Source organism: Hydrogenophaga aromaticivorans, assembly GCF_013387465.1.
Lineage (GTDB): Bacteria > Pseudomonadota > Gammaproteobacteria > Burkholderiales > Burkholderiaceae_C > Hydrogenophaga > Hydrogenophaga aromaticivorans.
Map to the genome: position 1 here is coordinate 1 of NZ_VYGV01000014.1, position 14274 is coordinate 14274.

Here is a 14274-nt window from a genome sequence, read left to right on the forward strand (position 1 = left end):
CGAACTGATCGAATCCGAAAAGGTGAGCATGGCCGCGGGCGTGCCCACGGTGTGGCAGATGCTGCTGGGCCACATGCAGCAGAACGACCTGCGTTTCTCCACCATGAAGCGCACGGTGATCGGCGGCGGGCTCTGGCACCTGGCGCTGCTGCCGCAGCAGGCGCTGCTCGCGCTCGACGCCGTGCTGCGCACCCTGCACCGGCTGATGGTGAGCCGCCGCCACCTGCTCGAATGGACCACCGCCGAAGCGGCCCAGGCGGGCCTGGGCACCGGCCTGCCGGCCACGCTGTGGCGCCACCGCGCCGCGCCGCTGACCGCGCTGGTCCTGGCGGGTGGCCTGTGGCTGCTCACACCGGCCCCCGGCGCGCTGGCGCTCGCCGTGCTCGCCCTGTGGGCGCTGGCGCCGCTGCTGGTGTGGTCGTGCAACAGGCCGTGGTCCCGCCGCCGCCCCACGCTGGCCGCGGCCGACCGCGACCTGCTCGAAGGCGTGGCGCGCGACACCTGGCGCCTGTTCGAGCGCTGCGTCGACACCGACAACCACCACCTGCCACCCGACAACCTGCAGACCTCGCCCTACGAGATGGTGGCGCACCGCACCTCGCCCACCAACATCGGCCTGTATTTGCTGAGCACCGCCTGCGCGCGCCAGTTCGGCTGGATCGGCACGCAGGACCTGCTGACGCGGCTGGAGGCCACGCTCGCCACCCTGCTGCAGATGGAGCGCCACCGCGGCCATTTCCTGAACTGGTACGACACCCGGACCCTGCAGACGCTGGCGCCGCGGTATGTGTCCACGGTGGACAGCGGCAACCTCTGCGCGCACCTGCTCGCCGTCGCCCAGGCCTGCACCGAGCTGGCCCGCGACCCGCACGCCGCGCTGGCCAGCGCCGGGGCGCTGCGCCTGTCGCGCCAGCGCTTGCAGCCGCGTCTGGGCTTGCTGCAGACCCTGCTGCACCGGCCCCTGGCGCAGACCGCCATTGGCCGGCTGCTGGAGACCGCCGCGCCCGAACCCTGCGAGGCCGTGGCCTGCGCCGCCTTCCTCGCCCTGGTGCAGGAAGCCCGGCACGAACTCGGCGGCCTCACGCAGGCGCGCAACCCCGCCATCGTCAGCCACGTCACCACGCCGCAGGACGAACTGGTCTGGCTGCTCACCGACCACCTGGCCACGCTGCACTCGGCCAGCCACGACGCCGCCGCGGTGGGCGCGGGCAGCAGCGAGCGCGCCACCGGGCGCCTGCTCGAACTCGCCGCCGCGCTGGAGGCGCTGGCCTGGGCGCCGGACTTCCGTTTTCTCTACAGCCCCAAGCGCCACCTGCTGCACATCGGTTATCGGATTGACGATCAGCAGCTCGACACCAGCTTCTACGACCTGCTGGCCTCGGAATCGCGCAGCACCAGCCTGCTGGCCATCGCCAAGGGCGATGTGCCGGTGCGCCACTGGGCGGCGCTGGGCCGGCCGTTTTTTGCCAGCGGTCGGCACGCCGTGCTGCGCTCCTGGTCGGGCTCGATGTTCGAGTACCTGATGCCCTCGCTGGTGGTCGCCGAACCGCGCGGCAGCGCGCTGCGCGAAGCCGGGCAGTCGGCGGTGCTGGAGCAGGTGGCCTTCGTGCACGGCTCGCCCATGCCCTGGGGCATTTCCGAAAGCGCCTACGCCGGGCAGGACCACACCCTGGCCTACCAGTACGCGCCGCAGGGTGTGCCGCGCCTGGCGCTGCGCCGCACCCCGGTGGCCGAACGTGTGATCGCGCCTTACGCCACGGTGCTCGCGACCCAGGTGGACGCCGGCCTGGCCTGCGACAACCTGCGGCGCCTCGCCGCGCTGTCAGCGCGCGGGCGCTACGGCTTCTTCGAGGCGCTCGACTTCACCCCCGCGCGGCAGACCCACGGCGAGCGCTTCACCGTGGTCCACACCTTCATGGCGCACCACCAGGGCATGAGCCTGGTGGCGCTGGCCAACGTGCTGCGCGCTGGCGTGGCGCAACGCTGGGGCATGGCGCATCCGCGCATGGAGGCGGTGAGTTCGCTGCTGCACGAGCGCGCACCGCGCGAGCTGCCCGCGCTGCTGGCACCGCTGCGGCTGCCGCTGCAGGCTTGGCAACGGCGCTCGCCGGACCACATCCGCACGCTGATCCCGGGCGCGCTGGCGCTGGAGCCCACGCACCTCCTGGGCAACGGGCGCTACAGCGTCACGCTGCGCGCCAACGGCGCCGGCTGGAGCCGCTGGGGCCAGACCGGCATCACGCGCTGGCGCGACGACGCGCTGCGCGACGCCTGCGGCGCCTTCGTCTACCTGCGCCTGGACCCTGCGGGCGCCCCGGTCTCGGTCACGCAGCACCCCGCGCCCGATCCCCAGGCGGTCTACAGCTGCCGCTTCCACACCGACCGCGTGTGTTTCGACGCGCTCTGGCCCGAGCTGCGCGTCAACACCACGGTCTGGGTCAGCCCGGAAGACGACGTGGAGCTGCGCAAGGTGGTGCTCTCCAACCTGAGCGATCAGCCCATCGAGCTGGAGCTGATCTCCGCGCTCGACGTGACCCTGGCCAGCCACGCCGCCGACGAGGCCCACCCGGCGTTCTCCAACCTGTTCGTCAAGACCGACTGGCTGCCCGAACAACAGGCGCTGCGCTGCGTGCGCGCGCCGCGCCTGGTGACCGAGCAGGCGATGCAGGCGGCGCATTTTGTCGCCGACACCGAGGGTGAGGTGCTGGGGCTGCGCTGCCAGACCGACCGCCTGCGCTGGCTCGGCCGCCACCACACGCCGGCCCAGCCGCTGGCGCAGATGGACCCGGTGCCGCTGGAGGCCGGCCCGCTGGAGACCGGGCTGGACCCGGTGGCCGCGCTCGGCGTGCGGCTGCGCATCGAGCCGGGCGCGCAGGCCATCGTGACCTTCGCCACCGCCGCCAGCGACGACGCGGCCACGCTGCGCGCCGTGATCGACAAGTACCGCCAGCCCAGCTACGTGGCGCGCTCCTCGGTGATGTCGGCCACGCTGGCCGGCATCCCGTCGGTGCCGCACCGCCCGCGCACCGACTACCTGCCCGCGCTGCACGCCCTGACCACTGCCCTGGTGCTGACGCTGCCGAAGATGGACCCGCCGGCCACCGACCCCGCGAACGCGCCACCGCAGCGCAGCGACCGGCGCCTGCTCTGGCCGCTCGGCCTCTCGGGCGACCGCCCGCTGCTGCTGGTGCACGCCGGGGCGCCCCAGGGCCTGGGTCTGCTGCGCGTGCTGGCGCTGGTGCTGCGCGAGTGGTCGCGCGCTGGCGTGGCCTGCGATCTGGTGGTGCTCAGCCACGAGGCGCACTCCTACCACATGCCGCTGCAGCGCGAACTCACCCTGCTGCTCGAACAGCACGCGGCCGACCTGCAGGCCCGCCCCGGCCCGGCCGTGACCGGCCTGCACCTGCTGCGCGCGGACGAGCTGTCGCCCGAACAGATCGCCACGCTGCGATCTCTAGCGCGCGTGCAGCTGCAGGCCGATGGCCAAGCCCTGCTGCACCAGGTGCGCGCCTGGTGCGACCGCCACGAAACGCCGGTGGCGTGCAACTGGCGCGGTGAGCCCGAGGTGCCGGACCCGGTGCCCCTGCACCTGGGCGAGGTCGCGCCAGCGCCGGCCGAGGGCGTGTTCGCGGGCGACATCGGCGCCTTCGCCTTCGAGGCCAGCGCCACGGAGACGCCGCAGCGGCCCTGGTGCAACGTGCTGGCCAATCCCTGTTTCGGCGCGCTGCTGTCCGAGAGCGGCGGCGGCAACACCTGGGCGCTCAACAGCCGCCTGAACCAGCTCACCGCCTGGGCCAACGACCCCGTCGGCGACCCGCCCTCCGAATGTTTCCTGCTGCAGGACCGCCGCACGCGCGAGGTCTGGAGCATGACCCCGTCGGCCTGGGCCGCCGAGGGCGTCAGCTACCAGGTGGTGCACGGCCAGGGCCTCACCACCATTGACCACCGGCGCGGGTCGCTGGCCGCGTCGGTGAGCTGGAGTGTCGATGCCGACACCGCGGTCAAGCAGGTGCGCATCCGGCTGCGCAACCACGGCAGCGGCAAGGCCCATCTGCGCATCACCGGCCTGGTGGAGTGGATGATGGGCGAGAAGCGCAGCGACCGCGGCAGCCTGCTGAGCAAGCCGTATTTCGTGAGCCCGCCCGGCGCCGGCCTGATCGGGCTGCTCTGCACCCAGACCGAGGCCGCGGGCGGTTTTGGCGGGGGCACCGCCTTCTTCTGCGAATCGCACGAAGGCGTGCACGACCCCGAGGGCCTGGACTGGACCTGCGACCGCCGGGCCTTCTTCGACCGGCAGGGCCATCTGGTGCTGCCGCAGCGCTTGGGGCAGCGCAGCGGCTTCGGGCTGGACCCGTGTGCCGCGCTGTCGCGGCCGGTCACGCTGCGCCCCGGCGCGTCGCTCGACCAGGTCTTTTTGATCGGCTACGCGCCCGACCCCGAGGCGGCGCGAACGCTCATGCGCCAGGCCACAACCACCAACGCCCGCGAGCGCGAACGCCACACCCGCGCGCGCTGGGACACGCTGCTGGGCGCGACCCAGGTGAGCACGCCCGACCCGCTCTTTGACGCGCTCGTCAACCGCTGGCTGCTCTACCAGACCGTGTCTTCGCGCCTGTGGGCCAAGGCCGGCTTCTACCAGGCCGGCGGCGCCACCGGCTACCGCGACCAGCTGCAGGACGCGATGGCGCTGGTGGGGGCCGACCCGGCGATCCTGCGCGCGCAGATCGTGCTCTGCGCGTCGCGCCAGTTCGAGGCCGGCGACGTGCAGCACTGGTGGCACGCACCGGGGGGCGCCGGCGTGCGCACGCATTTCTCCGACGACCTGCTGTGGCTGCCGCTGGCCACCTCGCATTACCTGAACGCCACCGGCGACACCGCCCTGCTGGACGAAGCGGTGCACTTTCTTGACGGCCCGCCGGTGCCCGAGGGCGCGGAAGACCGCTACGACACGCCCGGCATCAGCCGCGAAAGCGCCAGCGTCTACGAACACGGCGCGCGCGCCATCGACCGCAGCCTGCCGGTGGGCGCCCACGGCCTGCCGCTCATGGGCACCGGCGACTGGAACGACGGCATGAACCGCGTCGGTAGCGAAGGGCGTGGCGAGTCGGTCTGGCTGGCCTGGTTCCTGTGTTGCATCGTGATCGCCTGGCTGCCGCTGGCGCGGGCTCGCGGCGAACGCGACCGGGCGCGCGCCTGGGAAGCCGCGCTGGCCGGCTGGCGCGTCGCGCTGGGCAGCGAAGCCTGGGACGGTGCCTGGTTCAAACGCGCTTTCTTCGATGACGGCAGCCCGCTCGGTTCGTCCACGCAGGCCGAGGCCCGCATCGACCTGATCGCGCAGGCCTGGAGCGTGCTCTCGGACCAGACCTCGCCCGAGCGCCAGCGCCAGGCGATGGACGCGGTGGAGGCGCAGCTGGTGGACCCGGCGCACGGCCTGATCCGCCTGCTCGACCCGCCGCTGCAACACGCCCAGCCCAGCGCTGGCTACATCCAGGCCTACCCGCCCGGTGTGCGCGAGAACGGCGGGCAATACGCCCACGCCGGCGTCTGGGCGCTGATGGCCGCGGCCGCCCTGGCGCAGCGTGAAACAAACAACACCTACGCCCGCAACACGCCTTACCGCTACTTCACCTACTTGAGCCCGGCGCACCGCGCGGCACACCCCCAATGGGGCGGGTCTTACGGTGTCGAGCCCTATGTGATGGCGGCCGATGTGTACAGCGCGCCACCCTACGAAGGCCGCGGCGGCTGGAGCTGGTACACGGGTGCGGCGGGCTGGTTGCACCGGGCGGCGGTCGGGTCGATCCTGGGCCTGGAGATCGGCGCCGAAGACCTGTTTTTCACCCCCTGCCTGCCCTTGCACTGGCCCCGGGCCGAGCTGACGCTGCTGCGCGACGGCCGCCACATGCGTTTTTTGCTGGTGCGCGGCGAAGCCGTGGCGGCTCTGGCCGACTGCGCCGAGCCGCATGCCCAGATGCTGACCGTGGGCGAACGCCTGCGCTGGACCGATCTGCCACAAAGCAGTTGTTTTGTGGTGCCGCTGCCGCCAGGAACCTGAAGGCACCAGGCTTGCAGCCAGACCGGAGCGGGCGCTCCAGGCGTCTGTGCGTCTGTGCGCCATCGAACAGACAAGAACCATTTATGTATGTACGCTATCAAACACAGCCTTCTGTGCGGTTCAACATGCGCGCAATCTGTCACACCGGCCGTCCTGGGACCGAAAACAACATCCACCACAGGGATCACAACGATGGAAATTGCACCGGACCAGTCCGCCAACCAACTGCTGGCCTCGATGCCTGTGCCCGAATGGCAGCGCATCAGTCCGCTGCTGGAGGCGGTCGACCTGCCGCTGGGCCAGGTGCTGTACGAATCGGGCAGCAAGATGAGCCACGTGTACTTCCCCACCAACGCCATCGTCTCGCTGCTCTACGTGATGGAAAACGGTGCCTCGGCCGAGATCGCGGTGGTGGGCAACGAGGGCTTGGTCGGCATTGCCCTGTTCATGGGCGGTGAGACCACGCCCAGCCGCGCCGTGGTGCAGAGCGCAGGCAAGGGCTACCGCCTGCGCGCGGCCGACATCAAGGAAGAATTCAGCCGCTCCGGCCCGGTGCTGCACCTGCTGCTGCGCTACACCCAGGCGCTGATCACCCAGATGGCGCAGACGGCGGCGTGCAACCGCCACCACTCGCTGGACCAGCAGCTCTGCCGCTGGCTGCTGCTGAGCCTGGACCGCCTGAGCGGCAACGAGCTGGTGATGACGCAGGAACTGATCGCCAACATGCTCGGCGTGCGCCGCGAGGGCGTCACCGAAGCGGCGCTCAAGCTGCAGAAGCTCGGTCTCATCCGCTACGCCCGGGGTCACATCACCGTGATCGACCGCGACGCGCTGGAAGAGCGTGTCTGCGAGTGCTATCGCGTGGTGAAAACAGAGTACGACCGGCTGCTGCCCAACCACCGGGCGGTGTAACTCCGGGGGGACCGGCAAACGTACGCTGCCGCACAGACCTCGCGTGGTCTGGGCGGCTACAACGTCCCCTGCGGTGGCGCGTGGTGCGCGACCCCGAAGCCGAACCTGGGCCCTGACATGATCACAGTCGCCAACCGAGCCACCCCCAAGCCGCTCCCGCTGGAGCCGCAGGCCAACGCGCTGACCCGCGAGGGCGTTGCGCCCGAGGGGCAGATGCCCGTGCCGCCCCTTCCGACTGTGCAACCCACAGGACCGGTCACGCGACCGACCATGAGCCTGCCCCACAACACCCGAGGTGTGCCCGGTGTGCGCAAGGCCTGAACCCGACGCCCGCTTGGCCGTGCGCCCCAAATCCGCCCTGCGCACACGCGACGCGCTGGACCAGCTGCGGCTGGACCACGAACTCATCCGCAAGCTGCTGCGCGAATACGACGGTGTGCGCCTGGTCGAAGGCTGCGGCGCGGAACGCAAGGCCGAGATCGTGGACCGCCTGTGCGATGCGCTGAGCCTGAACGCGCTGATCGAAGAAGAGGTCTTCTACCCGGTGGTGCGCCCGGCGCTGAACGGCGCGCTGCTCGCGCAGACCGCGCTGTGCGACCACGCCCGGCTGCGCCGCCTGATCGCGCGGCTGGACGAGATGGAACCCGGCGACCCGGGCTACGACGATGCGGTGATCGACATCGGTGACTGCGTCTTGCCCAGCATGGACGATGCCCGGGCGGTGCTGTTCGTTGAAGTGCGCATGATCGGTCTGGACACGGCCGCGCTGGGCGAGCAGATGGCGCGCCGCCGCCGGGCGCAGCAACAGCAGGACTTCACCCGCATCGGCCTGCCCCGGTCCGAATCCAGGGTGGTCCTGGGTGGCTGGCCACCGGCCTGCCACCTGACCCTGGCCTGAGCGCACTTCGCCCACCGTGCGCCCAAAGGAAAAGGCCCGCTGCCAGTCTGGCAGCGGGCCTTTTCCTTGCCCACACCCCGCGAGGGGTGCGGCAGGGGAACACCGGGTCAGCGCGTGCCCGTGACTTCCACTTCCACGCGGCGGTCGGGCTGCAGGCAGTTGATCAGCGAAGGACGTGCCTGTTTGTCCGAACAGTCGCCGGCTGCGGTCACTGGCTGGGTTTCGCTCTTGCCGACGGCGCTGATGCGGGTCGGGTCGATGTTGCCGCTGGTCACGAGGTAGTTCTTGACCGATTCGGCGCGCTCTTCGGACAGGGTCTGGTTGTATTCCGTGGAGCCCAGGCGGTCGGTGTGGCCTTCGACGCTGATCGACTGGTAGCTGGTGCCGCTCAGCTGGTTGCTGAACTTGTCGAGTTCGACCCGGCCTTCGGGGCGCACGGTGGATTTGTCAAAGCCGAACAGCGTGTCGGCCGAGAAGCTCACGCGCTGGGGCGCTGGTGCCATCACGACCGGCGCGGGCGCCGGTGCCACGGCGACGGGTTCCGGCATCGGGGCGGGTGCCACATAGACCGGCGCTGCGGCCACGCGCTCGGGCGCACGGCCGAACGGGAACACCAGGCTGACCGAGGCCACGTCCACGTTGGCGCGGCGGCCGACGGCGTCCTTGATGCGGTAGCGCTCCACATCGCCGCGGATCCAGAACGCGGGCGTCATCTCGTATTGCACGCCCAGGCCGACCTTGTAGTTGGAATCGTTGTGCTTGCTGCTCGACGGGATGCCGGCACCGGCGCCGGTGCCGCTGAAGCGGTCCTTGGACCAGGCGTGCTGGGCGCCCACACGGGCCAGCGCGGAGAAGCGTTCGGTCAGCGGCAGGGTGCCGACCAGATCGAAGTTGAGGCCCTGGACCCGGGTCTCGCCGGACAGCGTGCCCGAGGGCGAGGTGGAGGTGCTGAAGCGGTTCTTGCCCAGATCGAAAAAGCCCGCTTCGAGGGCGATGTTGCGGTTGATCTGGTAGCCACCAAAGAGCTTGAAGGCCTTGTCTTTGTTGTCGGTGGCGACACCGGTGGTGTTGACGCCCGGCAGCAGCACGCCGGTGGTGTGCGCGGGATCCATCTCGGTGCGGGACTGGCCGACCGAGCCGCCGCCATAGAAGTGGCTGGTGCTCTGCGCGTACGCAGAGGACGCCAGGAAGGTGGCCATGCCGGCGACGCCGAGCAGGTGGAGAACAGTCAGCTTTTTCATGGGGGTCTTTCTTGCGTCTCAGACGCATTGCGCGGATTGCACACCCCTGTTTTTAGGCGGCTGAGGGAACAGCGTCGGTACGCTGTCGAACATGTGCAGGACAGCCACACCACCGGTTCTTTTTCTCTTGTGTGCGCTGGCAGACAGTCAACAGCCCCGTGTGCTCACACACTGTTTTTCAGTACGCCGAGGACACACCATCCAGAGCACACCACATGACGCCGCCCCTCCCGGGTGGCGCAGAGTCACCAGGGACACCACACGCTCATGGCCAACGCCGACAACCTCCTGCTCCAGCAGCTGCCGAAAGACGCTCGACGGCACCTGCTGGACCAGTGCGAACCTTTTGACCTGCAGCTGTCGTCCGAACTCAGCGTGCGCGGCGAGCCCTTGAGCCACGCGCACTTTCCGATCTCGGGCTTCATCTCGCTGGTGATCGATGTGGACGACTACCCATCGCTCGAAGTGGGCATGGTCGGGCGAGAGTCCATGCTCGGTTCGGAGCTGGTGCTGGGGCTGGCGAAGACGCCCTGGCGGGCACTGGTGCAGGGAGAGGGCAAGAGCTGGCGCATCGGCGCCGAAGCCTTGCGCGCGGAGATCGTGAGCAGCCTGCCGCTGCAGGAGGTCATGCAGTCGAGCCTGCTGGTGCGGCTGCACCAGCAGACACTGGCCTCGGCCTGCGAGCGTTTTCACGAGATCGGGCCGCGCCTGGCGCGCTGGCTGCTGATGAGCCAGGACCGCGCGCAGGCCGACACTTTTCACGTCACGCAGGAGTTCATGGCCCTGATGCTCGGTGTGCGGCGCGTGGGGGTGACGGAGGCGGCCGGGTCGTTCCAGCAGAGTGGATTCATCGCCTACCACCGGGGCGAGCTGCAGGTGCTCGACCGGGCGGCGCTGGAGGCGGAGGCCTGCAGCTGCTACGCCGCCGACAAGCAGTTCCACAAGGAACTGACGGGGCGCAAAAACTGAACCACGCCGGCGGCTGTCGCCCGGGCCGGTGGTCTGCCGCAGGCGAACAGCATCGAGCGGGTTATTTCAACCAGCTGTCGTCGGCCCGGTCTTCCCAGTCCTTGAGTTGTTTTTCGGCTTCGTCCTTGGCGATGCCGTAGCGCTCCTGGATCTTGCCGGCCAGCTGGTCGCGGTGGCCGGCCACGACCTGCAGGTCGTCGTCGGTCAGCTTGCCCCACTGCTGTTGGGCTTTTCCGGTGAGTTGTTTCCAGTTGCCTTGAATGGTGTCCCAGTTCATGCGATGTCCTCAGGTTGTCGGGTGAACAGAAACGTCCACCACGGTGCCCTTTTTAGGTCGGGAACGGGCGGCCGTCTGTGCGCTGGCGAACCGTTCAGGGTTCGCCAGCGCACGACCGCTCAGCCTGTGCCCGCGTTCACAGCACCAGGCGCTGCGCGTAGCCGGTCATCTCCAGGTAGCCGCGGCCGACGTGCTTGCCGTTGCTGTCGAACAGGTCGGACAGGCCTTCCCAGTACACCGTGCCGGTGCTCGCGCGGCTGTCGAGTTCCTGGGGGTCAATCACGGCCTTGACGGTGTAGAAGTCCGCGGGCGTGCGGATCATCCATTCCACCGGGTAACGCGCGCGGGTGCGCGGGCTGGTCCAGTGGCGCTGGGCCACCCATTCCACTTCGCCGGGCCGGAATCGGTAGATGTCGGTGGGGTTCTGCGCGCTGCCCGCGGCGCGGAACGAACCGCCGGCCCACACCATGCTGCCGTCTTTGCGGCGCAGCTGGAAGGCGGTGACGCAGTGGCCGTCGAACAGGTTCATGCCGATCCAGTCCCAGCCCACGGCCTCGGGGTGCAGCAGGGCTTCGCTCCATTCGTGGTCGAGCCAGGCCTTGCCCTGGGTGACCGTGAAGGTATTGCCTTGAAAGCCCAGCGTGCCGCGCACATCCAGCTGCGGCAGGCTGACGTAGAAGCTGGACTGCGCAGGGTCGGGGCCCTTGCGCGAAAAGCCCTGCTCGCCCTGCAGCAGGATGGCCTGCGTGGGCGTCGCGTCGATCGCGATGCGCAGCGCGTCGTCGCTGACGCGGGTGGTGTAGCCGCCGTCGGACCGGCGCTGGATGAACCAGTCGCCCAGCGCCACGTGGGTGTCGGTTTCCAGCGCGTACACGCCGCGCCCGGTGGTGGCGGGCGGTTCGCCGTTCCAGCGCGCGATGCGGTCGCTGTGCCAGAGCCGCTGGCCGCTCACGTCGGTGATGGCGGCGTGGGCAAACACCAGCTGCTTCGCGGCCAGGCGGCTGGTCAGGCCTTGTGTGCCATCGACGCGGCTGCGGAAAAACGTGACCTGGAAACCGAAGGCGCGGCCCTGCGCGTCCTGCGCGTGGCCGGTGAGGTACCACCATTCGGTGCGGGTGTCGTTGTGCGTGCCGTGGTCGCGTGGGAAGGCGAGTGCGCGCGGTGTGAGCGGGCCGCGGGCGGGCGCCGGCTGCTGGGCCTGCGCCCACCGCCAGGGCAGGGCGCAGGCCGCGGCCGAGCCGAGCACCAGGCGGCGCCGCGCGCTCACGCTCGCGGTGGGTTGGGCGTCATTCCCGGGTGGGGTCGGTGGGTGCATCCTGGGGGCCGCTGTCGGAAGCGAGCTGGGCGTCCAGGCGCGCCTGGGCGGCGCTGATGTCACCGAACCGGTTCTGTGCCCAACTGGCGTCGAAATAGGTCTGCCGGTAGCGCTCGCCGCTGTCGCACAGCAGTGAGAGGATGGAGCCGCGTTCGCCGTACGCCTTCATCTCCTGCGCCAGCGCCAGCATGGCCACGAGGTTGGTGCCGGTGGACGGGCCGACCCGGCGGCCGAGCAGGCCGGTGAGCGCGTGCATGGCGGCCAGCGAGTCGGCGTCGGGCACCTCGACCATGCGGTCCACCACGGTGGGGATGAAGCTGGGTTCCACGCGCGGGCGGCCAATGCCCTCGATGCGCGAACCCGGCGCGGTCAGCGTGGCGTCACCGCTGCGGTGGTAGGCGCAGAACACCGAGCCCTCGGGGTCGGCGACGCAGAGCCGGGTGGCGTGTTGCTGGTAGCGCAGGTGCCGCCCGATGGTGGCGCTGGTGCCGCCGGTGCCGGCACCGACCACGATCCAGCGCGGCACCGGGTGGCGTTCGCGCGCCATCTGCTCGAACATGCTGTGGGCGATATTGTTGTTGCCGCGCCAGTCGGTGGCGCGCTCGGCGTAGGTGAACTGGTCCATGTAGTGGCCGCCGGTCTCGCGGGCCAGCTGTTGCGCGGCGGCGTAGACCTCGCCCGCGTGCTCCACGAAATGGCAGCGCCCGCCGTAAAACGCGATCTGGTCCACCTTCTCCTGCGAGGTGTTGCGTGGCATGACGGCAACGAAGGGCAGGCCCAGCAGCCGCGCGAAATAGGCCTCGCTCACGGCGGTGGAGCCGCTGGACGCTTCCACCACCGTGGTGCCCTGCTGCAGCCAGCCGTTGCACAGCGCGTAGAGAAACAGCGAGCGCGCCAGCCGGTGCTTGAGGCTGCCGGTGGGGTGGGTGGATTCGTCCTTGAGGTAGAGGTCGATGCCGTGCGCGGCCCAGCCCGGCAGGGGCAGGGCGATCAGGTGGGTGTCGGCGCTGCGGCAGAAGTCGGCCTCGATCCGGGCGATGGCCTGGTGCAGCCAGTGGGGTGTGTTCATGGGGTCATTGTGAGGGAGGTTCACCAGTCTTCTTTCACCGCCTGCACGGCGTCGCGGCCGGCGGCGGCGCGCCCCGCCAGCCAGGCGGTGGCGGTGCCGGCGATAACCACCGCCACACACAGCGCCAGCAGCCGCGCCCAGGGCAGCACGAGGTCCATGGTCCAGTGGAAGCTCTGCGGGTTGACCACATGCACCAGCACCAGGCTCACGCCCAGGCCCAGCGCCAGCCCGGCGAGCGCGCCGAGCACCGTCCAGGCCAGGCCTTCGAGCGCGACCACGCCGAGGATCTGCCGCCGCGTCAGGCCCAGGTGCGCCAGCAGGCCAAACTCCTTGCGCCGCGCCAGCACCTGCGCGCTGAAGCTGGCCGCCACGCCGAACAGGCCGATGGCTATGGCCACCGCCTGCAACCAATAGGTGACGGCGAAGCTGCGGTCAAAAATGCGCAGCGAGGTGGCACGGATCTGCCCGGCCGAGGCGAACTCGATCAGGCCCGCGGCGCCCTGGCGCTCGGCCAGCGCGCGGATGGACGCGCGCACCGCGTCTTCGTCGGCGCCGGGCGCGAGGTGCAGCGCCAGGTCGTTCACGCGCGTGTCGCCCGAGAGGCGCACGTAGTCGGCGCGGTCCATCACCACGCTGCCGTGCTGGCGCGCGTAATCGCGCCAGACCCCGGCGACGAAGAAGCGCGTGTCGCCGCCCGCCGGAAACGCCTGCGCCAGGGCCGGCAGCCAGCCGCCGGGCACCGCGCCGTGCAGGTCCAGCATGGCTTCGCTCACGTACACCGCGACCACACGCTCGCCCGCCGCGGCCGGCGGCAGCGGCACCGGCAGGCCCACCAGCGGCAGCTTCTGGCCGGCGGGTGCGTCGTCGCCCTGGGCCAGCGGACGCGCGAGCAGGGTCACGGCGGGCAGGGTGGGCTTGAGCTGGAGCGAGGTGGCGCGCAGCGGGTCCACCCGCGCCACGCCCGGCAGGGCGGTCACGGCCATCACGAAGTCCGGCGGCAGGCTGTTGCCGTCGCCCAGGCCGCTGCCGCCGGAGCGCACGTAGAGCTGCGCTGGCAACACGCCGTCGAGCCACTGCGTGACCGAGTCGCGGAAGCTCGCCACCATCACCGTGAGCGCGACCGAGAGCGCCAGGCTGGCGACCACGCCGCTGGTGGCCACGGCGGCGGTCTCGCGCAGGCGGCGCGAGCGCTCGACCGCCAGCAACGGCAGCGCGTGGCGTGCCACCAGTGGTGCCAGGAAGTGCAGCAAGGCGCCCACGGCCAGCGGCAGCGCGGCGATGCCACCGACCAGCAGCAGCCCGACCGAGACATAGGCCGCCAGCGGGATGCCGCCCACCGGCGGTGCCCAGGCCAGCGCGGCGGCTATCAACATGAGCGCCAGCGCCCAGCCGTGGTGCCGCGACGCGTTGTGCCCGCCGCGCCCGGGCATGTTGAGGTCGAGCACGAGCACGTCGCAGGGGCTCTTGCGCAACTGCTCGCGCAGCTCGGGGTAGCTGCCGGCCTCGCCCACCACCTGGATGTCGACCGCCTCCGAGAT

At 70.6% G+C, this 14274-nt stretch carries 10 protein-coding genes; 5 read left to right on the plus strand and 5 right to left on the minus strand.

Going from position 1 to position 14274, the window contains the following annotated elements; genetic code table 11:
• The 4 genes from F3K02_RS15240 to F3K02_RS15255 form a co-directional block, all read left to right on the plus strand.
• A partial coding sequence (locus F3K02_RS15240; protein WP_177136483.1) for a glycoside hydrolase family 94 protein occupies positions 1-6055 on the plus strand: 6055 nt, incomplete at its 5' end.
• A 192-nt stretch (positions 6056-6247) separates the two neighbouring features.
• Positions 6248-6967 (plus strand): Crp/Fnr family transcriptional regulator, encoded by a 720-nt coding sequence (locus tag F3K02_RS15245; RefSeq protein WP_177136484.1) that lies wholly within the window; start codon positions 6248-6250, stop codon positions 6965-6967.
• A 117-nt stretch (positions 6968-7084) separates the two neighbouring features.
• A complete protein-coding gene (locus F3K02_RS15250) occupies positions 7085-7288 on the plus strand; it encodes a hypothetical protein (RefSeq protein ID WP_177136485.1) in 204 nt (67 codons plus the stop codon).
• A 19-nt stretch (positions 7289-7307) separates the two neighbouring features.
• Positions 7308-7865, plus strand: coding sequence for a hemerythrin domain-containing protein (locus tag F3K02_RS15255; protein WP_177136486.1), 558 nt, complete (start codon positions 7308-7310; stop codon positions 7863-7865).
• 107 nt (positions 7866-7972) lie between these two features.
• On the opposite strand, the gene F3K02_RS15260 is transcribed toward F3K02_RS15255, so the two are convergent.
• A complete protein-coding gene (locus F3K02_RS15260) occupies positions 7973-9106 on the minus strand; it encodes an OmpA family protein (protein WP_177136487.1) in 1134 nt (377 codons plus the stop codon).
• Positions 9107-9373: 267 nt separating this feature from the next.
• Between F3K02_RS15260 and F3K02_RS15265 the strand changes: the two genes are divergently transcribed.
• Positions 9374-10075 carry a Crp/Fnr family transcriptional regulator gene (locus tag F3K02_RS15265; RefSeq protein WP_177136488.1) on the plus strand — a complete coding sequence of 234 codons (702 nt, stop codon included), beginning with the start codon at positions 9374-9376 and terminating at the stop codon, positions 10073-10075.
• A gap of 61 nt (positions 10076-10136) precedes the next feature.
• Here the strand turns inward: F3K02_RS15265 and F3K02_RS15270 are convergent, their stop codons facing one another.
• From F3K02_RS15270 to F3K02_RS15285, 4 genes are all read right to left on the minus strand, one after another.
• Positions 10137-10352, minus strand: a complete 216-nt coding sequence (locus F3K02_RS15270) for a CsbD family protein (protein ID WP_177136489.1) — start codon at positions 10350-10352, stop codon at positions 10137-10139.
• Between the two features lie 136 nt (positions 10353-10488).
• On the minus strand, positions 10489-11667 hold the full coding sequence (locus F3K02_RS15275) for a lipocalin-like domain-containing protein (RefSeq protein ID WP_177136490.1): 1179 nt from the start codon (positions 11665-11667) through the stop codon (positions 10489-10491).
• Complete coding sequence (locus tag F3K02_RS15280) at positions 11639-12736, minus strand: PLP-dependent cysteine synthase family protein (protein WP_177136491.1); 1098 nt, start codon at positions 12734-12736, stop codon at positions 11639-11641. Before F3K02_RS15280 ends, F3K02_RS15275 begins: the two co-directional genes overlap by 29 nt.
• Before the next feature lie 20 nt (positions 12737-12756).
• The coding region (locus F3K02_RS15285; RefSeq protein WP_177136492.1) for an FtsX-like permease family protein at positions 12757-14274 on the minus strand (1518 nt) is incomplete at its 5' end.